General features: G+C 60.6%; 20 protein-coding genes. All 20 read left to right on the forward strand.

The window, feature by feature from the left end; translation table 11 throughout:
- Positions 1-111: 111 nt before the first annotated feature.
- Positions 112-1,377, forward strand: a complete 1,266-nt coding sequence (locus HLA95_RS14265) for an ABC transporter substrate-binding protein (RefSeq protein ID WP_191057914.1) — start codon at positions 112-114, stop codon at positions 1,375-1,377.
- Positions 1,378-1,463: 86 nt separating this feature from the next.
- Entirely contained in the window at positions 1,464-2,345 is an 882-nt protein-coding gene (locus tag HLA95_RS14270) for a carbohydrate ABC transporter permease (protein ID WP_223861357.1), read from the forward strand.
- The gene (locus tag HLA95_RS14275; RefSeq protein WP_191057912.1) at positions 2,329-3,222 is read left to right on the forward strand and encodes a carbohydrate ABC transporter permease; all 894 of its coding nucleotides are present in this window, start codon (positions 2,329-2,331) and stop codon (positions 3,220-3,222) included. The genes HLA95_RS14270 and HLA95_RS14275 overlap by 17 nt, the downstream gene beginning before the upstream one ends.
- A 129-nt stretch (positions 3,223-3,351) precedes the next feature.
- Positions 3,352-4,491 (forward strand): ABC transporter ATP-binding protein, encoded by a 1,140-nt coding sequence (locus tag HLA95_RS14280; protein WP_191057911.1) that lies wholly within the window; start codon positions 3,352-3,354, stop codon positions 4,489-4,491.
- A 14-nt stretch (positions 4,492-4,505) separates the two neighbouring features.
- Positions 4,506-5,582, forward strand: coding sequence for a Gfo/Idh/MocA family protein (locus HLA95_RS14285; protein WP_191057910.1), 1,077 nt, complete (start codon positions 4,506-4,508; stop codon positions 5,580-5,582).
- A gap of 2 nt (positions 5,583-5,584) precedes the next feature.
- Positions 5,585-6,406, forward strand: a complete 822-nt coding sequence (locus HLA95_RS14290; RefSeq protein WP_191057924.1) for a sugar phosphate isomerase/epimerase family protein — start codon at positions 5,585-5,587, stop codon at positions 6,404-6,406.
- A complete protein-coding gene (locus HLA95_RS14295) occupies positions 6,403-7,212 on the forward strand; it encodes an alpha/beta fold hydrolase (protein WP_222183682.1) in 810 nt (269 codons plus the stop codon). Before HLA95_RS14290 ends, HLA95_RS14295 begins: the two co-directional genes overlap by 4 nt.
- Before the next feature lie 339 nt (positions 7,213-7,551).
- A complete protein-coding gene (locus HLA95_RS14300) occupies positions 7,552-9,018 on the forward strand; it encodes an undecaprenyl-phosphate glucose phosphotransferase (RefSeq protein WP_191057938.1) in 1,467 nt (488 codons plus the stop codon).
- Between the two features lie 91 nt (positions 9,019-9,109).
- Positions 9,110-9,679, forward strand: a complete 570-nt coding sequence (rfbC, locus tag HLA95_RS14305) for a dTDP-4-dehydrorhamnose 3,5-epimerase (RefSeq protein WP_191057937.1) — start codon at positions 9,110-9,112, stop codon at positions 9,677-9,679.
- A gap of 24 nt (positions 9,680-9,703) precedes the next feature.
- Positions 9,704-10,765, forward strand: a complete 1,062-nt coding sequence (rfbB, locus tag HLA95_RS14310; protein ID WP_191057936.1) for a dTDP-glucose 4,6-dehydratase — start codon at positions 9,704-9,706, stop codon at positions 10,763-10,765.
- Positions 10,765-11,691 carry a dTDP-4-dehydrorhamnose reductase gene (gene rfbD / locus HLA95_RS14315; RefSeq protein ID WP_191057939.1) on the forward strand — a complete coding sequence of 309 codons (927 nt, stop codon included), beginning with the start codon at positions 10,765-10,767 and terminating at the stop codon, positions 11,689-11,691. The genes rfbB and rfbD overlap by 1 nt, the downstream gene beginning before the upstream one ends.
- Positions 11,688-12,563, forward strand: a complete 876-nt coding sequence (rfbA, locus tag HLA95_RS14320; protein WP_191057935.1) for a glucose-1-phosphate thymidylyltransferase RfbA — start codon at positions 11,688-11,690, stop codon at positions 12,561-12,563. Before rfbD ends, rfbA begins: the two co-directional genes overlap by 4 nt.
- Before the next feature lie 119 nt (positions 12,564-12,682).
- Positions 12,683-13,816, forward strand: coding sequence for a glycosyltransferase (locus HLA95_RS14325; protein ID WP_191057934.1), 1,134 nt, complete (start codon positions 12,683-12,685; stop codon positions 13,814-13,816).
- A complete protein-coding gene (locus tag HLA95_RS14330; protein WP_191057933.1) occupies positions 13,813-14,844 on the forward strand; it encodes a glycosyltransferase family 2 protein in 1,032 nt (343 codons plus the stop codon). Before HLA95_RS14325 ends, HLA95_RS14330 begins: the two co-directional genes overlap by 4 nt.
- Position 14,845: 1 nt before the next feature.
- Positions 14,846-16,015 (forward strand): DUF1972 domain-containing protein, encoded by a 1,170-nt coding sequence (locus HLA95_RS14335; protein ID WP_191057932.1) that lies wholly within the window; start codon positions 14,846-14,848, stop codon positions 16,013-16,015.
- A 68-nt stretch (positions 16,016-16,083) separates the two neighbouring features.
- Positions 16,084-17,088 carry a right-handed parallel beta-helix repeat-containing protein gene (locus tag HLA95_RS14340; protein WP_222183685.1) on the forward strand — a complete coding sequence of 335 codons (1,005 nt, stop codon included), beginning with the start codon at positions 16,084-16,086 and terminating at the stop codon, positions 17,086-17,088.
- A 42-nt stretch (positions 17,089-17,130) separates the two neighbouring features.
- Positions 17,131-18,228, forward strand: coding sequence for an acyltransferase family protein (locus HLA95_RS14345; protein ID WP_191057930.1), 1,098 nt, complete (start codon positions 17,131-17,133; stop codon positions 18,226-18,228).
- Positions 18,229-18,415: 187 nt separating this feature from the next.
- Positions 18,416-19,540, forward strand: a complete 1,125-nt coding sequence (locus HLA95_RS14350; protein WP_191057929.1) for a Coenzyme F420 hydrogenase/dehydrogenase, beta subunit C-terminal domain — start codon at positions 18,416-18,418, stop codon at positions 19,538-19,540.
- A gap of 248 nt (positions 19,541-19,788) precedes the next feature.
- Positions 19,789-21,165: a hypothetical protein gene (locus tag HLA95_RS14355; RefSeq protein WP_191057928.1), complete on the forward strand. Its 1,377-nt coding sequence runs from the start codon at positions 19,789-19,791 to the stop codon at positions 21,163-21,165.
- 138 nt (positions 21,166-21,303) lie between these two features.
- Positions 21,304-22,557: a lipopolysaccharide biosynthesis protein gene (locus tag HLA95_RS14360; protein WP_191057927.1), complete on the forward strand. Its 1,254-nt coding sequence runs from the start codon at positions 21,304-21,306 to the stop codon at positions 22,555-22,557.
- Positions 22,558-22,559 lie beyond the last annotated feature (2 nt).

A 22,559-nucleotide genomic window follows, 5' to 3' on the forward strand; every position in this document is an offset into this window, starting at 1 on the left:
GATCGGGCGATTTGTTTGGACAGTTGACAAACCAAGCGCCGTGCTGGCGCACCAATAGATCACCTGCCTGGGGCAACGGATCCGGGCGGCTGGCTCAGGGAGATGACCAAGATGAAGCGGATATTGCTGTCGACCGTCTGCGTCGCCGTGCTGGGCCTGGCCGCAGCCGCCGTGGAGCCGGCGCAGGCCCAGGACCAGGGCAGCGTCGAGGTGCTGCACTGGTGGACGTCCGGCGGCGAGGCCGCGGCGGTGGGTGTCCTGAAGCAGGACATGGAGTCCAAGGGTGTCGCCTGGCAGGACATGCCGGTGGCCGGCGGTGCCGGCGAGGCCGCCATGACCGCACTGCGCGCCCGGGTCACCTCCGGCAACCCGCCGACTGCCGCCCAGCTGCTCGGCATGTCGCTGCGCGCCTGGGCCGAGGAAGGCTATCTGGGCGATCTGACCGAGGTCGCCGAGCCGGAAGGCTGGGACAGCGTGATCCCCGAGCCGCTCCAGGCATTCGCCAAGTATGACGGCCATTATGTCGCCGCCCCGGTCAACATCCACCGGCCGAACTGGCTGTGGTCGAACGCCAAGATCTTCGAGGAGAACGGCCTGACCCCGCCCAAGACCTGGGACGAGTTCAACCAGGTCGCCGAGGCGCTCCAGGCCAAGGGCATCCAGCCGCTCGCCCATGGCGGCCAGAACTGGCAGGACACCACCGTGTTCGACGATGTCGTGCTCGGCATCGGCGGCCCGGAATTCTACCAGAAGGCCATCATCGAGGCCGATCCGGAAGCGCTGGGCTCGGACACCATGGTCAAGGTGTTCGACCAGATGCGCAAGATCCGGGGCTTCGTCGACCCGAACTTCTCCGGCCGCGACTGGAACCTCGCCACCGCCATGGTGCTGAACGGCGAGGCCGCCATGCAGCTCATGGGCGACTGGGCCAAAGGCGAGATCATCGCCGCCGGCAAGACGCCCGGTGTCGACATCCTCTGCACCCCCGCCCCCGGCACCGAGGGCTCGTTCCTGTTCAACACCGACTTCTTCGCCATGTTCGACGTGGGCGAGGAGCGGCGCCCGGCCCAGCTGATCATGGCATCCGCCGCCATGTCGCCCTCCTTCCAGGAGACCTTCAACCTGGCCAAGGGCTCGATCCCGGCGCGCACCGACGTGCCCGGCGACAAGTTCGACGAATGCGGCAAGCAGTCGATGGCCGACATCAAGGCCGCCCAGGAGAAGGGCACGCTGATGGGCTCGCTGGCCCACGGCCACGCCCAGCCGCCGGCCGTCCAGGGTGCGATGTTCGACGTGGTGACCAACCACTTCAACTCCGACCAGTCCTCGGCGGACGCGGCCAAGGCCCTGGTCGACGCGGTCGCCGCCGCCCAGTGAGCCGATCCGGCCCGGACGCAGCAGCGCCCGGGCCGGCCCATCTTCGCAACGCTCGAAAGCCGGCGCCGATGGCAGCAACCGAAAGAATGGCGGGCAAACGCAGGCTGGCGAACGCCCTGCCCTTGTTCGTGCTCTCGCCGAGCCTCCTGATGGTCACGATCGGCGTCTACGGCTTCATGCTGTTCTCGGTGATCCTGTCCTTCACCGGCTCCAAGATGTTCCCGCGCTTCGTCTTCACCGGCTTCGACCAGTACGAGCGCCTGTTCAGCAACCCGCGCTGGGGCGTGGCGGTCCAGAACATCTTCATCTTCGGCGGGCTCTATATCGTCCTGGCCACGATCCTGGGCCTGGGCCTGGCGATCCTGATCGACCAGCGGATCCGGGCGGAAGGGGCGTTCCGCACGATCTTCCTCTACCCGATGGCGCTGAGCTTCATCGTCACCGGCGTCATCTGGCAGTGGCTGCTCAACCCGGGCCTGGGCCTGGAGCGGCTGGTGCAGGGCTGGGGCTGGGAAAGCTTCTCGTTCAAGTGGCTGGTCGACCCGCAGATGGCGATCTACACGGTGGTGATCGCCGGGGTCTGGCAGGTCGCGGGCTTCGTCATGGCCCTGTTCCTGGCGGGCCTGCGCGGGATCAACACCGAGATCCTGAGTGCCGCCCGCATGGACGGGGCGCCCACGCACAAGATCTACACCCGCATCATCATCCCCGCCTTGCGCCCGGTCTTCCTCACCGCCTTCGTCGTGGAGGCGCATCTCGCCATCAAGTCCTACGACCTCGTGGTGGCGCTGACCAAGGGCGGCCCGGGCTTCGCCACCGAGCTGCCCTCGACCTTCATGTACACGACCACCTTCACCCGCAACGAGATGGGCTTAGGGGCTGCCAGCGCCACGGTGATGCTCATGACGCTCGCCGCCATCATCATCCCCTATCTCTATTCGGAGCTGCGCCATGAGCGTCGCGGCTGAGACCGTCATTCTCCGGCGCTCCGGCAGCGGCGTGAACCTCGCCCGCTTCGCCGTCTATGCGCTGCTGATCGTGGCCGCCGCCGTGTTCCTGGCGCCGCTGGTCTCCATGGTGTTCACCTCACTGAAATCCATGGACGAGATCCGCGCCGGCAACCTTCTCTCCCCGCCCGGTGCCGTCACCCTGGAGGCCTGGGCGACCGCCTGGAACAGCGCCTGCATCAGCGTCAGCTGTGCCGGCCTCAAGGGCTATTTCCTGAACTCGATCCGCATGGTCGTCCCCGCCGTCCTCCTCTCGGTGGGCCTGGGTGCGCTGAATGGCTACGTGCTCACCAAGTGGCGGTTTCGCGGCGACAATCTCCTGTTCGGCGCGATGATGTTCGGCTGCTTCATCCCGTTCCAGATCGTGCTGATCCCGATGGCGTTCACGCTGGGCAAGATCGGTCTGGCCGGCACCACGGCGGGCCTGGTCCTGGTCCATGTCGTCTACGGCGTCTGCTTCACCACGCTGTTCTTCCGCAACTTCTACGTTGCGGTCCCGGACGAGCTGGTGAAGGCCGCGCGCATGGACGGGGCCGGCTTCTGGCAGATCTTCACCCGCGTCCTCCTGCCGATCTCCTGGCCGATCATCGTGGTCTCGGTGATCTGGCAGTTCACCGGCATCTGGAACGACTTCCTGTTCGGCGCCTCGTTCGCCGGCGGCGAGAGCCAGCCGATCACGGTAGCGCTCAACAACCTGGTCAACACGTCCACCGGCGTGAAGCTCTACAATGTCGACATGGCGGCTGCGATGATCACCGCCGCCCCCACCATCCTGATCTACCTGTTCCTCGGCCGCTTCTTCCTGCGCGGCCTGATGGCCGGTGCGGTGAAGGGGTGAGGATGTTCGACCCGTCGGCGCACGTCTTCATTCTGTCATCCCCCGGCTCGTCCGGGGGATGACGCAAAGGGAAGCGCCGCTGTAGGCGGACGAAGCCAGCCGCCGGACCGGCAAAAGGAAAAGAGTACCGTGGCAAGCCTGGACATCGAGCATATCGGCAAGCGCTTCGGCCAGGTCGAGGTCCTGAAGGACATCCATATCGGCATCGGCCACGGCGACTTCCTGGTCCTGGTCGGCCCCTCCGGCTGCGGCAAGTCCACCCTCCTCAACATCATTGCCGGCCTGGACACCGCCTCCTCCGGCGCCATCCGTATCGACGGCAAGGTCGTCAACGACCTGGAGCCCAAGGAGCGGGACATCGCCATGGTGTTCCAGTCCTACGCCCTCTACCCCTCCATGACCGTGGCCGAGAATATCGGCTTCTCGCTCGAGATGGCCGGCATGCCCAAGGAGGAGCGCAAGAAGAAGATCGCCGCCGTCGCCGACCTGCTCAAGATCGGCCATCTGCTGGACCGCCGCCCCTCCCAGCTCTCCGGCGGGCAGCGCCAGCGCGTCGCCATGGGCCGGGCCCTGGTGCGCGAGCCCAAGATCTTCCTGTTCGACGAGCCCTTGTCCAACCTGGACGCCAAGCTGCGCGTCGAGATGCGCACCGAGATCAAGAAGCTCCACGCGCGCTTAGGCGCCACGATCGTCTACGTCACCCACGACCAGATCGAGGCCATGACCATGGCGACCCGGATCGCGGTGATGAAGGACGGCATCCTCCAGCAGTTCGGCACGCCCGCCGACATCTACGACCGCCCCGCCAACACCTTCGTCGCGACCTTCATGGGCTCGCCGGCCATGAACCTGCTGGACGCCGAGATCGTCACCCATGGCGGCCGCCCGGCCCTGCGCCTGGATGGCGTGGACGGCGACGCTGCGATCCTGCCGATCCCCGCCACCGCCGGTGCCGTCACGTTGCAGCCGGGCCAGAAAGTGGCGCTCGGCCTGCGCCCGGAATGGATCACCGAGCCCGGCACCAGCCGCAGCCGCGAGGTCCACTCCCTCCCCTTCACCGTGGACGTGCTGGAGCCCACCGGGCCGGACATCTTCCTGGCCCTGCGCTTAGGGGCGGTCGAAGTCATGGGCCGCCTGCCCGCTGATGCCCAGGTGCAGGCCGGCGAGACCCGCATCCTCGACATCGACTACACCAAGGCCGTGCTGTTCGACCGCCAGTCCGGCCAGGCCCTCTACGCCCGGCCCCAGCCCGCCCAAGCCGCCGCCTGACAGGATCCTCGATCATGCCGAAGAAACAAGACCGCCTCCTGCGCGTGGGCGTGCTCGGCTGCGGCCCCATCGCCCAGGCCGCCCATTTCGAGAGCTGCACCAAGGCGAGAAACGCGGAGCTGTTCGCGGTCTGCGACGTGGCCGACGACCTGCGCGAGCGCATGGCCGCCACCCACGCCCCGCGCAAATCCTATGCCGACTACGACACAATGCTGGCCGACCCCGAGCTGGAGGCGGTGATCATCGCCACCTCCGACGCCTTCCACGTGCCCGCCGCGATACGGGCTCTCCAGGCCGGCAAGCACGTGCTCTGCGAGAAGCCGCTGGGCGTCGCCGTCGAGGAGGTCGAGGCGCTCGCCGCCACCGTCCGGCAGACCGGCCTGACCCTCCAGGTCGGCCACATGAAGCGCTTCGACCCCGGCATCGAGGCCGCCAAGTCCTTCATCGCCACCGAGATGGGTGAGCTCCAGGCACTCAAGGCCTGGTACTGCGACAGTACCCACCGCTACGCCATGACCGACGCGGTCCAGCCGCTGATGGTCACCAGCCAGAACGCCCGCAAGCCCTCTGGCGACCCCAAGGCCGACAAGCGCCGCTACTTCATGCTGGCCCATGGCAGCCACCTGCTCGACACCGCCCGCCATCTGGCCGGCGAGATCACCGCCGTCCAGGCCCGCCTCTCCGAGCGCTTCGGCGCCTATTGCTGGTTCGTCGACCTCGAGTTCGCCAACGGCACGCTCGGCCACCTGGACCTCACCGTCGCCATCCGCGGCGACTGGCAGGAGGGCTTCACCATCTATGGCGAGCACGGCTCGATCCAGGCGAAAACCTATAATCCCTGGTACTACAAGAGCTCCGACGTCGAGATCTTCCACGAAAAGGATGCCTCCACGAGACGCGTGCTCGGCGCCGATGGCCATTTCTACCGCCGCCAGCTGGAAGGCTTCGCCGACACCATCCTCCACGGGCTCCCCCAGCAGGGCGCCGACGTGACCGACGGACTGGCCTCCGTGCGCGGCATGGTCGCGATCGCCCGCAGCGTCGAGCGTGGCCAGCCCGTGCGCCTGGCCGAGGTGGAGGGCCTGGTATGACCCTGCGTCTGGGCATCTTCGCCAAGACCTTCCCCGGCAGCGACCCCGCCGCCGTCCTGGCCGAGGTGAAGGCCGCCGGCTACGCCACCTGCCAGTTCAACATGGCCTGCTGCGGCCTCCCGGCCCTGCCCGACACGATCGACCAGGCCACGCTCGCCCGCATCGACGCTGCCCGCCAGCAGAGCGGCGTCGAGCTCTGCGCCATGTCCGGCACCTTCAACATGATCCACCCGGACGCTGCCGTCCGCGCCGACGGCCTGCGCCGCCTCCAGGTCCTGGCAGACGCCACCGCGGCTCTCCGCATCCCGATGATCACCCTGTGTACCGGCACGCGCGACCCGGACGACCAGTGGCGCCACCACCCCGCCAACACGGAGCCCGATGCCTGGCAGGACCTCCTCGCCAGCATGGAGCAGGCCATCCGCATCGCCGAGGCCCACGGCCTGAAGCTCGGCATCGAGCCGGAGCTGGCGAACGTCGTGGACAGCGCCCGCAAGGCCCGCCGCCTGATCGACGAGTTGCGCTCGCCCACGCTCGCCGTGGTCCTGGACCCCGCCAACCTGTTCGAGATCGCCCCACCCGACGAGCAGCGCCGCCTGGTCGACGAGGCGCTGGACCTGCTCGCCGACCGGATCGAGCTGGCCCACGCCAAGGACCGCCACCCCGACGGCTCGTTCGCCACCGCCGGCAAGGGCGTGCTCGATTTCGACCATTATCTGGCCGGCCTCCGGCGGATCGGCTTCGCCGGCCCCCTGGTCACCCACGGCCTCACCCCCGCGGAAACCCCGGAGGTCGCGGCCTTCCTGCGCGCCCGCCTCCCATGAGCCGCACCAGCTTCGGCCGCGACGGCCTGGACCTGTCCGCCTGGGACGATGGCGGCGATGGTCTCCCCGTCCTGTTCCAGCACGGCCTGTGCGGCGCGCAGCACCAGCCCGCCGAGATCTTCCCGACCGGCCCCGCCCTGCGCCGCCTGACCCTGGAATGCCGCGGCCACGGCACCTCCCCGCCCGGCCCCCTCGACCACCTGTCGATCCGCACCTTCACTGACGACGCCGCTGCCTTCCTCGAAGCCAGCACCGACCGCCCCGCCGTGGTCGGCGGCATCTCCATGGGCGCTGCCATTGCCCTGCGGCTGGCCGTCACCCGCCCGGACCTGGTCCGTGCCCTGGTCGTCGCCCGCCCTGCCTGGACCACCCGCCACGCACCCGCCAACATGGCCCCCAACGCCCTGGCCGGCCGCCTCCTCGCCCGGCATCCGCCCGACACCGCCCGCCGCCTGTTCCTCCAGAGCCCCCTGGCGACCCGGCTGCGCCGCCACGCCCCCGACAATCTCGCCTCCCTGCTCGGCTTCTTCACCCGCCCCCCGCAGGCCGTGACCGCCGCCCTGCTCGGGCGCATCTCCGGCGACGGCCCCGGCGTCGCCGCGACCGACCTCGCTCGCCTCCAGCTCCCGACCCTGGTCCTCGGCCACGGCCTGGACCTGATCCACCCGCTCCGCCACCTGCGCACGCTTGCCCGCGCGATCCCCGGCGCCAGGCTCGTCGAGATCACCCCCAAGGCCGTCAGCCCGCAACGCTACCGCGACGACTTCCGGGCGGCGCTCGCCGCCTTTCTCACGGGTCTTTCCTGAACGCCATCAATCACTTGACGATCATCCTCCCAGCGGCGCCTGAGCCCGGGCCATCTTCCTGCCCGGTTCCGGAAAAACCGCTGCGACACTGGGACCGCAGGCCATTGCTGCGCCGCAGTGTTGCGGTTCTACCGGCTTTGCCTAAAATGCCCGCAGTTGATCAGAGGGAGCGGCCGGTCATCATAGGAACAGTTGCCGATCTTCGAAGGGTGCTGGTCGAAGTTTCCCCGCTGATTTTTGAAGGTTATTGGCCTCGTTGCCGGAAATGACGCGGTCCCGTGGCCGCCGGTCATGGAACATGGCGCAGCCGGCAACGACACCGTCAGCCCGAGGTCGAGCATGGCACCGCGTGCGATAGATGCCGCCGCTCCGGACGGCTTCCGGATCCTCCCGGACTCCCGCCTGCGTGGCCGCCTCGGCCGCCGGCTCCTCTCCCCGGTCCTGCTCACCCACCTCCTGCGCTTCGCCGACCTCCTCGCGATCTTCGCCGGCGCCCTGATCGTGCCCTTCATCCGCGAAGGCGGCCCGAGCTTCGTCGCGACCGAGGCCTTCCTCCTCCTGGGCGTGGCCCTGTTCGCCAGCAACGCCTTCTCGCTCGCCGGCCTCTACGCCGAGGACCAGCTCCACCGCACCGGCCGCCAGATCCGCTACGCCCTGACCCTGTGGACCCTGGCCGCCGTGCTGGGCGTGGCCATCCTGTTCCTCGCCAAGGTCTCCACCGACGTTTCCCGCGTCTGGGCGTTCGGCTGGTATCTGTCCACCGCAGCCCTCCTGGTGCTGATCCGCCTGGCGCTGACCCGCGCGGTCGGCGCCCTCAAGGAAGCCGGCTTCCTGCTCCGCCGCGTCCTGGTGGTCGGCAACGGCACCCACGGCCACGCCACGCTGGAGCGCCTGCGCAAGCACGACCCGGACACCCTCGTCCTGGGCTACCTGGAAACCGAGCTCGACACCCCGCTCGGCCCCGACCAGGGCCGCTGGCTGTCCGGCTTCCTCCAGGCCAGGCGCGTCGAGCACGTGGTCATAGCACTCCCCTGGTCCGCCACCGAGCGCGTCGCCTCGCTGCTCGACAAGCTCCGCCGCCACCCGGTGAGCGTGAGCTTCCTGCCCGGCATCGACGCGAACGGCCGTGCCCTCCCGCTGCGCGGCATCACCACCTATGCCGACAGCCCGGCCTTGCGCCTGCTCGACCGCCCCCTCGACGAGCGCAAATACCTCCTGAAATCCCTGGAAGACCGGATCCTGGGCTCCCTCCTCCTGGTCGCGATCGCCCCCCTCCTCCTGGCCATCGCGGTCGCGATCAAGCTGACCTCCAAGGGCCCGGTCTTCTTCCGCCAGGCCCGCGTCGGCTTCCACGGCCAGCAGTTCCGCGTCTTCAAGTTCCGCTCCATGTACACCGACCTCTGCGACCGCGAAGGCCAAGGCTTCGTCGCCCACACCAGCAGGAACGACCCCCGCGTCACCCCGCTCGGCGCCTTCCTGCGCAAGACCTCGCTCGACGAGCTGCCGCAGCTCATCAACGTCGTGCTGGGCGACATGAGCCTGGTGGGGCCACGGCCGCACGCGGTGGCGCATGACGATCACTACAGTGCGTTGATCGACGAGTATCTGTCCCGGCACCGGGTGAAGCCGGGCATCACCGGTTGGGCGCAGGTGAACGGCGCGCGAGGAGAAATCAACAATATTACGCAGATGGAGCAGCGGATCAGATACGACTTGGAATATATCGAACAGTGTTCAGTAGGCTTTGATCTCTGGATCATGCTGCGGACAATTGGAATACTAGCCAGCGACGGCCAAGCGTACTGAAGGTACATCACAAATATTTGCTGCCCTCCATGCTGACATGGCAACGTGTCACTGCCTTCAGATCAGTCACTAGTCCTTGCTGGAGAAACGGATGACTGGCCGCGTCTTGTTGATCAACACACAGCGATTTTCCGATGATCGTGGCTGGTTCGCGGAAACTTGGAACAGCTTGAGATTCTCGCAGTTGGGAACTGAAAACCGATTTGTTCAGGATAATCAGTCGTTTTCACGTCACGTGAATACGATCCGCGGTCTTCATTTCCAGGCACCACCATACGCGCAGGCAAAGTTGGTCCGAGTTGTGCGTGGGAAGATCATTGACGTGGCCGTCGACATCCGCACCGGCTCCCCAACCTATGGCCACTGGGTATCCGCAGAATTGTCTGCTGATATCGGCAATCAGCTTTTTGTTCCTGTAGGTTTTGCCCACGGCTTCTGCACGTTGGAACCCGACACCGAAGTTCTTTACAAGGTGACGGACTTCTATGATCGCGCCTCTGATGGCGGAATCAGGTGGGATGATCCGGATGTTGCTGTGCAATGGCACCTCTCGGGTCCTCCTTGTCTCTCAGACAAGGATAGGCAACTACCATTCTTGTCTTCTTTCATTAGCCCGTTCACCTACGACGGTGACCCAATGTGCCTTGTCGAAGTCGAGTGACGATCCGCTATTAGAGGTAGTGCAATGCGTGTTCTTGTAACGGGCGGAGCGGGCTTCATCGGTTCGGCGGTTTGCCGATACCTTGTAGCGGACCTCGGTATCCAGGTGGTCAATGTTGATGCACTGACCTACGCCGCGAATCTTGAATCGCTGGCCGAGATCACGGAATCCCCGCTGTACAGCTTCGAGAAGGCCGACGTCCGTGATCGAGCGGCATTGGATGCCATACTGGCCCGGCATGAACCGGATGCAGTAATGCATCTTGCGGCTGAAAGCCATGTGGATCGATCCATTACAGGAGCGTCCATTTTTCTCGACACGAATATCATGGGGACAGCGACCCTCTTAGAAGCTGTTCGATCCTATCTGGACCACGGCACGGGCGCCAAGCGCGACAACTTCCGCCTCCTCCACATCTCGACCGACGAAGTGTACGGCTCGCTTGGGCCTGATGGGCTGTTTTGCGAGGATACGCCCTACGATCCCTCCTCACCCTATTCGGCAAGTAAGGCAGCATCGGACCACATCGTCCGCGCATGGACACGAACCTACGGCCTACCCTGCATTATATCGAACTGCTCGAACAATTACGGCCCATATCATTTTCCAGAAAAGCTCATCCCACTGGTGATCCTCAACGCGCTGGAAGGAAAGCCCCTCCCGATCTACGGCGACGGCTCGAACGTGCGCGACTGGCTCTATGTCACCGACCACGCCAAGGCGCTTTTCCTCGCCCTAACTAAGGGGCGGATCGGTCACAAGTACAACATTGGCGGTCGCAACGAGCGGACAAATCTGCAGGTTGTCCAGGAGATCTGTGGCATGATGGACCTGTTCGCTCCCAAGAAGGAGCCTTACAGCGCCTTGATTTCCTACGTTGCCGACCGGCCGGGTCATGATCATCGCTACGCCATCGATGCCACCAAGGTCGAGACGGAGTTGGGATGGCGTCCGGAAGAGTCATTCACTTCGGGAATAGAGAAGACCGTCCACTGGTACCTGAACAATGAGGACTGGTGGCGTCCGCTGCGCGACCGCGTGTACAGCGGAGAGCGCCTAGGCATTCTTAAACAGGCGGCCGCGTGATGCGCATTGCTGTAACCGGAACGAGTGGCCAGCTGGTAACTGCCCTGCTGCACGCGCAGGCGGGCAGTAGCACCACCATACTCGCTCTCGGTCGCCCTCTCCTTGACCTCACCAGGCACGAAACAATTGAGTCGACACTGAGGGCCGCGGCACCCGACGTCGTGATTTCAGCAGCCGCCTACACTGCCGTAGATCAAGCAGAAGAAGAACCCGACGCCGCCTTCGCAATCAACGCTCGCGGTGCTGGCGCGGTCGCCGAAGCCGCCGCTCAGCTTGGACTCCCCATCATCCATCTGTCCACCGACTATGTGTTCGATGGACGGAAGCCGACACCTTACCTTGAGACCGACGACACGAATCCCCTAGGAATCTACGGAGCCTCCAAGCTTCAGGGCGAACAGCTAGTTGCTGCCGCGACGCCCAATCATGCGATCATCCGAGTTGCTTGGGTCTACAGTCCGTTCAGAACAAACTTTGTGAAGACCATGCTCAGGCTAGCAGAGACTCGCCCGAGCCTCAGTGTAGTCTCCGACCAAATCGGCAGCCCGTCCTCTGCGCTCGATATCGCCGAAGCCCTCCTGAGCATATCAAAAAGGCTGGCCTCAGACGGGTCTGCGTATCTTCGAGGGGTATTCCACCTGCCATCAGCTGGCGAGGCAAGCTGGGCAGAGTTCGCCGATGCCATTTTCGAAGGCGCAGCCAAGCGCGGGCATCCGAGTTGCAAGATCAACCATATCTTGACTAGCGACTATCCCACTTTGGCAAAGCGTCCTGCCAATTCGCGGCTAGATGGCTCCAAAATTGCTGAAGTTTACGGCGTAAGAATGCCTCACTGGTGTCACAGTTTACAGGTATGCCTCGACACCCTGCTCGCACACTCGGCAGGCGCTCAACATCCGAACACGTCACCGGGAGATGAGCATTGAAAGGCATCATACTCGCAGGAGGCAGTGGCACTCGGCTGCATCCGATGACATTAGCGGCATCGAAGCAGATACTTCCCGTCTATGACAAACCAATGATCTACTATCCGCTTACGACCCTTATGTTGGCGGGTATTCGCGACATTCTCATAATTTCCACTCCCGCAGACATGCCCGTGTTTCAGCGTCTTCTTGGCAATGGCGAGAAGTGGGGCATATCCCTATCGTATGCTGTGCAGCCGAACCCGGATGGACTTGCCCAAGCTTACATCATTGGCGCGCCGTTTGTGGCAGGGCACTCTTCATGCTTGATTCTTGGTGACAACATTTTCTACGGGCACGGCCTGCCTGACCTTCTTTACCGTGCTACCCAAAGACCTCGAGGAGCCACTGTCTTCGGGTATCAGGTCACGGATCCAGAACGTTATGGAGTTGTTCAGTTCGACAATGACATGAAGGCAGTGTCCATTGAAGAGAAGCCCCGCGCTCCAAGATCTAACTGGGCAGTGACCGGTATCTATTTTTACGATCCCGAAGTCGTCAATATTGCCACCGACTTGAGGCCTTCTTCTCGTGGGGAGTTGGAGATTACCGACATCAACCGAGTTTATCTGGAACGTGGAACGCTGACCGTAGAAATCATGGGACGCGGCTTCGCTTGGTTCGATACCGGCACACCTGACAGTCTACTCGAAGCCGCTGAATTTGTTCGGACCCTGGAAAAACGTCAAGGCATGAAGATCGCGTGCCCGGAGGAAATTGCATATCTTCGGGGATGGATTGATCGCGCGCAGCTTGAGACCATCGGAAAGGTTTTGGAGAAGAGCAGCTATGGCCAGTACCTGCTTTATCGCGTGGTGAACGAGGGCACATAAGGCTGCGCGTGGATTAGTTCTGCCTATGGAGATCTGACCTCCGAGGCGTCCAAGAGCGACATCTGATGCCCCCCCTCACACGCGGAGGCATCCAGGCCTCATGCCTCTTCGGAGCTACGATGACCCTCAAGATTACCTGTGTGCATCAGGGATATGAGCTCTACGGCTCCGATCGCAGCTTCATTCAGTGCGTCGGTATACTCCGTAAACAAGTTCCCGACGCATCCGTCACGGTAATCATTCCCTCGAATGGTCCAATTGTCGCTCCGCTTGAGGCTCTCGGATGCGACGTGCGCATTGAGCGCCTCTTCGTCTTGCGCAAGAAGGACATATGGAAGAACGTGACCCTCGGCCTTCCGGAGGCACTGCGGGCTGTTTATCGTGCCGGTCGAACAATCGCCAAATCTGACTTTGTGTACGTTAACACGGCAGTAGTGGCAGACTACTATATCGCCGCGCGGGCCTATAGGGACCGAGTAGTCGGCCATGTTCGCGAGATTCCCGTCGGCCTGACACGGCTGCTGCTCGGCAATTTGCTGCGGTACTCCGGGGTAGGCCTCCTGGCGAACTCGCATGCCACGGCAAAAGCCTTCTCTATCGCCGGGCCGCGTCAGATAGCAGTCGTTTATAATGGCACTCGTCCTCCTCCGCTCCGGACTCCAACTGACTACGGCGGACAACGTGCTCTACGACTGCTGCTACTCGGTCGCCTGAACGCGTGGAAAGGGCAAGATCTGCTGCTCGAGGCTTTGCAGCTGCTTCCGCCTCACGCATTAGACAAAGTGAATGTGCGGCTAGTAGGAGATGCATTCGAAGGGCAGCCCTTTGGCGAGTCGTTACGAAGAACAATCGCGCAATTGCCGTCGGGGCATCAAGTTTCCATGACTCCATTTGACGCAGATCCGACGCAACATTTCACGTGGGCTGATGTAGTGGTTGTGCCATCCCGCGCCCCCGAGCCTTTCGGTCGAGTTGCGATCGAGGCGTTCTCCTTCTGCCGCCCGGTCATCGCAGCTGCGCATGGCGGCTTGGCCGAGGTAGTGACTGCGGGGCACACAGGATGGCATTTCGAGCCTAACAATGCTCACTCCCTCGCCTCCGCTATCATGGATGCCTTACTAAACCCGGCTCTAGTGAAGCAACGGGGCCTGGCAGGTCAGGAACGCTTTATGCAGCTGTTCACGTCTGAAGCAATGGAAGAGTCCTTTTGGCATGCCATCGAACCCAAGCTCCGAAAGGCTTTACGCTCATGACGGCGCAGCCTAACAAGATCCCTACTGGAGCCAGCCATCGATATCCCGCACTTTCGATCGTAATCGTCACATATCAATCAAAGCATTACATGGATCGCAATCTCAAGCCCATAACATCGGCTGACGGCGCACATGACATTGAAATAGTCGTTTGGGACAATGCCAGTACCGACGGTACCGCTGAGTTTGTACGGGAGCGGTATCCATCGGTTCGGGTCATCGCAAGTGACGTGAACCTAGGCTATGCCAGGGCAAATAATCAAGCTCTGAAGTGGTGTCGGGGGCGAAGTGTCCTTTTCCTCAACCCAGACGCGTTCATTGGGGACATCAGCGACATTCTTGAATTGGAGCGGTTGCTTTACCAGACAGACGACCTGGCCGCCGTCGGTCCTCGCCTTGTGAACGCGGATGGTTCGCATCAGGTCGGAGACGCGGGCTGGGCAACCACCCTCTTGAGCGTCGCCGGACATGCACTCTTTCTTCATCGGGTGTGCAAATCCATCCCGAGCATATATCTCACCAATCCGAAGCTACTGGCCAGCAATTCGGTCGAGGTTGACTGGATTTGCGGAGCTTGCATGCTCGCTCGCCGCCAAGTCATCGACGAAATTGGCGGATTCGACGATCAGATTTTTATGTACGGCGAAGACGTGGAGTGGGGCGAGAGGGCACGGAAGAGAGGTTATCGTCTAAACTATGTTCCATCTATAGGGGTCCTTCACATTCAGGGAGGATCCCAGCGGCACGAGCAGCTATCCTTTTTCTCGACCAAATGGATGGATAGCCGCGCCCTCCGCCTTCAGCAGCAGGGCTCGCGGCAAGCCTTTGTCGTCTTTAAGCTACTGCTAGTCGTCGGCTTTGGCCTTCGAAGCGCAATCCACCTCCTTAGGGCAGCGGTCACTGGCCGCGCCACTGCACGGCTAAGGAGCGCCAACATGTGGCGCTACGCCATCCATGCATGGCGACTTCTGCAGGAGCCGAAATCCGCCAGCTTTGATAACTCCCCCAACCTCACGAAGAGATATTAGGATGGCTCCTGCTCCAACCCTGCTAGTACTAGGTATCCGGGGAATCCCCGCACAGCATGGCGGATTCGAAACATTCGCGGAGCGCTTGGCGCTATACCTCGTCTCAAAACGATGGAACGTCATAGTCTATTGCCAGAAAGACGTGGCAGCGGGTTCGCCGGAGGACGGTCGGATCACCGTCGATCAATGGCGGGGTGTGCAGCGCGTCACGATTGCAGTCGGCGAGCGGGGTTCGTTTGGAACAGTTGTTTTTGACAACCGGTCCGTCCACCACGCGGCCCGATCAGACGGCATTCCTCTCGTCCTTGGATATAATACCGCGGTCTTGACGCTCAAGCTCCGCCTTCGTAGCCGCCCGGTCATTATGAACATGGATGGCATCGAGTGGAAACGTAGCAAGTGGAGCCGGGCCGTGCGCGCATGGTTCTGGCTCAATGAGTGGATTGGCAGCCTGGCGTCGTCGCTACTCGTGGCTGATCATCCGGAGATCGCGGAGCATCATGCCCGGCAACGGAGCAGGCGCAATATAGTTATGATTCCTTACGGGGCTGACGTAATTGACCAGGCTCCGGTCGCACCTCTTGAGCCTCTTGGAGTTGCACCGGGCAAGTATGTCATCTCCATCTGCCGGATCGAACCGGAGAATTCCGTCCTCCCTCTCATCAAGGCATTTTCATCCAGTAAGCGTAATATTAAGTTTTTATGTCTGGGTACACTTGACAGCGGCATTCCCTATCACCGGCAGGTTAGAGAGGCCGCGAGCGACGAGGTCATATTCCCTGGAGCAATTTATGATCACGACACCGTTCGTGCCTTGCGATTCCACGCGTCGGTGTACTGCCACGGGCATACAGTCGGGGGAACAAATCCGTCGCTTGTCGAGGCCCTTGGTGCAGGCAATGCGATATTGGCACACAGCAATAAGTACAACCGGTGGACGGCAGGTCGCGAGCAATTTTATTTCGAGTCGGAAGAGGAATGTCGCCGCCTGTTTGATACAATCCTCCACAACGATCATGCCCTGTCGCGTGCACGCGCAGGTGCTCGTGCTCGTCATGCCGCTCACTTCATGTGGGACGGCGTTTTGACGGCCTACGAGGAGGTGCTCAGGAAGTTCCACACCGACCCCGGTGTCAGGAGTTCTGAAATCGGCGCGGCAAGGTTGACATGATTAGTAGAGGCACATTGCTTCGCGCAGGGCTGAGCCTTCCGGCTATCGCAGTAGGTAGTGCGAGAGCGATGCCCGAGGAGCAGTCGGTGCAACCTGGTGAACGTGCTTCTGGTGAAGTGATTTCTGCCTCTGGCGTTGATGATACTGAGAGTATTCAAACTGCGATTTCCAAGACCCACGATGGGAAGAAGGGGATTATTTATCTTCCGGCAGGAAGATACTTCATCAGGAATCTTACGCTGAAAAGCGGGGTTTCGCTTCAGGGCGCCGGACGAGGCGCGACTGTATTGGAGGCGATTCCATCGGATCACCCAGCACTAATTACGATAGACCCTGGCCCTGTTCTACATGCAGGCATTTCTCGCCTTTCGCTGCGAGGAGGCGTCGATGGTGAGGCTACCAATCCGGAGCAATGGGCGGTCGCGTTCGCGGCGACGCCCGAAAGTGAAGGTAAGGCACATGGCGGCCTGTGGTGGTCCAAGATCGAGGAGGTATCTGTCATTGATTTTGACCGGGGCCTTAACTTTAGCGGTGGTCAATCCGACTACATGTTGCCTCACCAGTTCGTGACCATCAGAGACGTCAATATTCTGATGGGACATTTGTCGCCAGGCCCGCACCTCAAGCTTGAGGGTCAAGTCAATCAGTTCCTATTTCAGCAAGTTTATCTTGATGCTCGTGAGCGGTGTGGCGGATGCGCCGTACAACTCTTGCAAAGTGCCAGCGCTATCACTTCTCCCAAGCTACATCATTTTGATACAGTCACTATACAGAATGTATCGCGCGCAGTGGAAATGAAGGGTGCGCATAACGTTACCTTTACGAACTGCTGGTTCGAAAATGTCGGCGAGGGTCTGGTGGTAGAGGACGGCAGCACCGGTGTCACAATAACAGGGTGTCGTTTTGCGAACGTTGGTGGCCTGGGCGCAGGTCTGAAGTTTGCTTCCGGAACGGTAGGACGCGCGGTTGGTAACGTGTTTGCGGGAGCCCAAACGAATCACGGAATTCATGTGGCGGACGAAGCGGCGGTGGAGAGCGAGGGAAACACTGCCATTTGGGGTGCTGCGCTTTAGCACTGCACCTCCTAGCTCAAGGCAGCGGAGAGACCTACGCAGATGAGGCAGTCCCCGAAGAGCAGCGTCGGTGAAGCGTTGGCCGAAGCCGGAGGATATGCACCTGGCTTCGATGTAATCCGGCACGTTGCGGCCTTCATGGTTCTACTGTCTCATGCCGTGCCGATCAGTTCCGGATCGAACGCTCATGAGATCGTGTTCCGTTTCAGTGGAGGCCATGCGACGCTAGGCAAAATTGCAGTCGCCGTTTTCTTTACGTTGAGCGGCTTTCTCGTAATGCAGAGCGCAAATCGTTCTAGCACCTGGTGGCACTTCCTTTTAAAGCGGATATCTCGCGTTGTTCCGGGATTGCTGTGTGTTGTTATGATCTCGGCCTTTGTTCTAGGTCCACTTGTGTCGACTGACTCCATTTTGGGCTACTACCGAAATCCAGCCACATGGGATTACATGCGCTTGGCGGTATTCCTTCCCGCCGATGGGGACCTGCCTGGTGTTTTTCGGACCAATCCATATCCTTCTACCGTAAATGGTTCACTTTGGACCCTTCGCTATGAGATGGCATGTTACATTCTACTGACAGGAGTGGCGTTTCTCTATCCGTTTCGGCATCTGCCACATGTAGTTTCAGCGACTTTGGCGGCGGGAACTTGCCTCGTTCTAGCGGTTCTAGCAAACCGAGAGGCCCTTCAATTCCCGACGGTTGTCGCGGATCTCGCACCCTTGGCGTCATTCTTCTTCATGGGAGCTGTTCTGTATTCGTTTCGGTATCAAGTGGTACTGGACCTACGTTTTGCAGCGGGGAGTTTGTTGGTTCTATTGGTTTCTCTGGGCAGCGCCAGCTTTAACTTATTGGGACCAACAGCAATTGCATATATCGTTGTTTGGATCGGCCTAAAAGTTCAGTCGCCCGTTTTCCTGAAACGCTCGGATCTTTCATATGGTATGTATCTGTATGCGTTTCCGGTTCAACAATTTATTCAACTTCATTGGTCGCCCACTTGGTACATAAACGTGCTACTTTCGTTAGGTCCAACTCTGGCGCTTGCTTATCTGTCCTGGACATATGTTGAACGCCCGATGTTGACGCGAGCGCGTCGCTGGCTGTTACAGCCACAGCGCCTAGCTCTTACAGAAGCATAGCCGGCTCATATGAACTTGCTTTGAGGAGGAAGCCCGACGGGAGTCATTGCTTGAGCACTGTTTACATCGCAGATGAGTTTGCTGGAGACCACACTCGATGGCAATGACACTGGAGACGATCGTGAAGGGCGGGCTTTGCCATGGATGTGGTGCCTGTGCTTCTTCGCTCCAACCGGGGCGGATCACCATGAAGCTCAACGATAGTGGCTTCCTGAGGCCGATGCCGTCCGGGCCTCTTACCGAGAATGAAGAACACATCGTGCAGGAAGTGTGCTCTGGCGCCGAGCTCACGCATCGGACGTATGGAAGATCATATCATCCACTTTGGGGCCCCTTGGTCAGAACCCGTACGGGCTTTGCTAATGATTCGGAAGTTCGCTTTTCAGGATCCTCTGGAGGGGTTCTCTCTGCGCTTCTCATCTATCTTCTTGACCACAAGTTGGTTGATTTCGTCCTTCATGTGGCTGCCGATAGCCGTGATCCCTTTGGTAACGCTGTTCGGCCGAGCCGGAGCAGGCAGGAGGTGTTGGAGGCCGCAGGGTCTAGATATGCTCCCTCGACGACGCTGGCCGACATGGAGCAGTACCTAGCCTCGGGTGCCACCTTTGCGGTGGTTGGGAAGCCATGCGATATCGCGAGCCTCCGACGGATGGGCCAACGGGACTCGAGGGTGTTACGGCAGGTTCGCTATATGTTCTCATTCATGTGCGCGGGCGTACCGAGCAGAAACGGCACGTTGGCGGTCATCGATGAACTCGGGGCACGCGCCGATGACGTGATAGCCTTCGCCTATCGGGGCCAAGGTTGGCCGGGCTCTGCGCGAGCGACATTGCGTGATGGCTCGGAAAGGCGGATGAGCTATCGTAACTCATGGGGCAGGATCTTAAGTCGGCATCTTCAGTTCCGGTGCAAGATCTGTCCGGATGGAACGGCTGAATTCGCCGATATCGTCTGTGGGGATGCGTGGTACGGCAAGGATGGCTACCCGGACTTTGAGGAACGGGACGGCCGCAGTCTCATCCTGACGAGAACCAGGGAGGGAGAGGCTCTTCTTCAGGCGGCGGTCGACGCGTGTGCCATAACGGTCACGGGGTTTGATGTTGCCGAGATAGAGAAGATTCAACCGTACCAGGCCCACAGGAAGCAGGTGGTCCTAGCTCGGGTTCTAGCGCTGCGTCTCCTTGGACGGCCTTCGCCTCGGTACCTCGGGTTGGAGCTTCTCAAGCTTTCCCGTTCCGCTGGAGTTCGGGCTCTGTTGCAAGGCTTCCTGGGCACGATGAGGCGCGTTCTAAGGGCACAAGCTGTAGGATGAAGAACTGGCACTTTCCGCATCGCCCGAAGTCCCTGTTACGCGGATGGAGGAAACTCCTTGTTGACCACTCGTAGCCTTTGGCAAGTCACGAGATTGAGTTCGGCAGAGAGGATGTGGATACCGGAACTTCAGGTGTTGCTGGCGCGGCAAGAACGTTTGGACAGTTTCGAAACACGCATAAGGCGTCCATTGCCCCCTCCTACTCCTAACTGGGTATTGCCCACTCCACCTGCAAAGGAATGGCCTGAGTGACGGTATTTCTGGCAGCCTTTTTGGCTTCGGCCGGTATTCTTCCGGCCGAAGCGCATTTCGTCATAAGCGCCGGTCTTGCAGTAGCCCTTCTCGTGAGAAGACCCCGATCGGGATGGAAGGCCACTCCTCTTCTGCTTCCGGCTGCGGCAACGATCTTAATCGGGCTGACCGGCACCGCTGCCTTTGGATATCCGACCGAGTACGACCTCGCCAAAGGTCTATGGTACCAGATTCGTGTGCCCCTCTACCTCTTTGTGGGCGTGCTATTTGCTTACACGGGTACGGATGAGCGGACGCTTCTTCGTGCCATACTATATGCCGGAGCCGCGCTGGCCATTTTTTACCTCGCAAGATACATAGCTGACCCTAATATCGATCTTGCGGACCGAACTTACGTCCGTCGGTATATCGGCAAAGGTTTTCTCTTGAGCGCCCTCGCACTTGCGATCGCTCTGTGCGGCAACCGGTACATTGGCTTGCCGATGATGATACGCGTTTCGGCCATTGCATTAGCTGCTGGCGCCATAATAGCATCGACAGGACGGTCCGCGATAGTCGATACTACAGTTATTTCACTTGCCTTGATGGGATTGCTTCCAGCGCAGATCCTGGCGAAGGGCGGCGTCGCAGCTCTCTTATTCGCCCTCTTGATTATCACCACCCCCCTTGTGTCTTGGATCGCTGGGACAGATACAGTTGCGATATGGTCGCGTAATTTACCTCACTTCATGCAAGAGATAATTGCCATTGATCGTAGCTCAATCTACGAGATCGGTAGGTTCTGGCGCGGGTTTGAGACCTACCAGGCTTTCCAATTCTTGCTTGGACATGGTCCTGTCGCTGTCTTGCTCGGCACTGGGTTTGGGCACCTTGTCCCGCTTCCCATTACGATGGTCCTGGGAACAGAGGCATTCGACAGCATTCCCATTTTCCATAATGGCTTCTCGTTTCTAGGCGTGCGTGGCGGCGCAATCGGTATCGTGCTCTACGTCGTCCAGTTGTCGATTCTGGCCTATGTCGCATGGCGCCTCTCGACAGCGAGAGGGGTGAGGTGCCGAGGTATAGGCAGGCTCCTTGTTGGCTTGACAGTATGCTGTGCCCTCGCAACGCCTGTTTCCGGCGGCCTGATGAACTATGGTGAAGCTGGCAGCACATTTGGGCTGCTGTTTGGCTTCGGAATCGGAACCTACATCCGATATAGGCGGACGAGCGGTGTCCCCACAGGTACTGTACCTGCACGACGCCATGGAGCACGACCCCGTTGGGAAGTTCCGGATTGCGGCCCTCCAGGCGGGCGTGACGGCGACTTGGCGGACATCGTGACTTCGGATGCTGGTTTAGGCATGCCATCCGGCAAGTCGGCTTATTTTTGAAGAGAGATTGATTATAGCCTTGTCTTCCCATTTTGCCGAACCAACGGTGGCTGTCGTACGTACGTGCGGAGCGGCAGTGGCGACCGCATCGATGACACCTCGACGACTACGGCTACTGGAGACGATAGGCTGCTATCTATGACTGACCGGATCTTCATATTGCTAACAATGGCGATCCGGACGACTGTCGCTATAGGCACGCTGATCATACTCGCTCGCACTCTCGGCGTAGCCGACTATGGGTTCTTCGCTACTGTAGTGAGCTACTGCACTATAGCCGCGGTCATCAGCGACTTCGGATTTCCAATGAGCGCATTGCGAGAAGTTGGAGCAGAGCCAGGCAAGGCAGGAGAAGTCATGGCCTCGTGCATGCAGGCCAAGTGTATGCTTGCAATATGCATAACGGTGTGCGCCCTCCTCCTTCTTGCCAGCACTGACACACGATGGGACGAGCGACCATATGTAATATTTATTTTTCTGGCGGTTATGCTTAATTCGTTCGGAGATCTTACCCTTATCACATTCCGCGCGAGTGGTCATTTTAGACGCGAGGCGAGTATCGTTACATGGACGTCTCTAGTTCATTTCGGGCTTCTCGCGGCAGCTGGCTACCTGGCGAATGACATTAGCTACGTTTCATCGGCGTATTTCATGTCAAGGTTGATATATGCTGTGACGTCAGTGATTGCGCTCAGGCGCATAACTGGAGCGAATCCCTTTGCTTGGAATGGCTTTGGGCATGTCTTCGGCAGAGTAAGAGATAGTCTGCCGTTTGCCGTAGACAGCGCTCTCACGAATGTATTCGCTCAACTGGATGTAATCATAGTAAGTCGTGTGCTAGGGTTCGAGGCGGCTGGAGTATATCAGGCTGGCGCTCGCGTCGTGCAGGGAATTGTGCCGTTCACCGTTGCGCTTGCCGGCGTTCACATTCCAAAGCTAGCTCGTCTTGCGAAAACGGAAGAGCCCGTCCTGCCCCGCCATCGCATCCAGGTCATAGGAGAGTTTCTAGTTGTTGGTTTGGTCCTCGGTCTGGTTCTGATCTTGCTTGGGCCGATATTCACGAAGGTCTTTCTTGGGCCTTCTTTTTCCGAAGTAGATGCACTTTGGATTGGGTTTGCAGTCTTTACTACTATACGGTTCTTGGCCACATCTCTGGGAGTTCAACTAGTTGCCGCGGGGCAGTCATATATGCGGGCAGTAGCGATTATCGCGTCGGGCGCTACGACGGTAGCTCTGTATGTTTACATCCTGCCGTGGGCCGGTGTCCGGGCGGTGCCCTGGATTGCAGCAATTGGGATGGCCGTCATGGTCGCAACATACGGAGCCTCTCTGCTGCGTTTCATCAGGAAGAACCGCAGATTCTCCGCCGAACGCAGAACAAGGGAGCCGTAGTA

Source organism: Geminicoccus harenae (genome assembly GCF_019800005.1).
Lineage (GTDB): Bacteria > Pseudomonadota > Alphaproteobacteria > Geminicoccales > Geminicoccaceae > Geminicoccus > Geminicoccus harenae.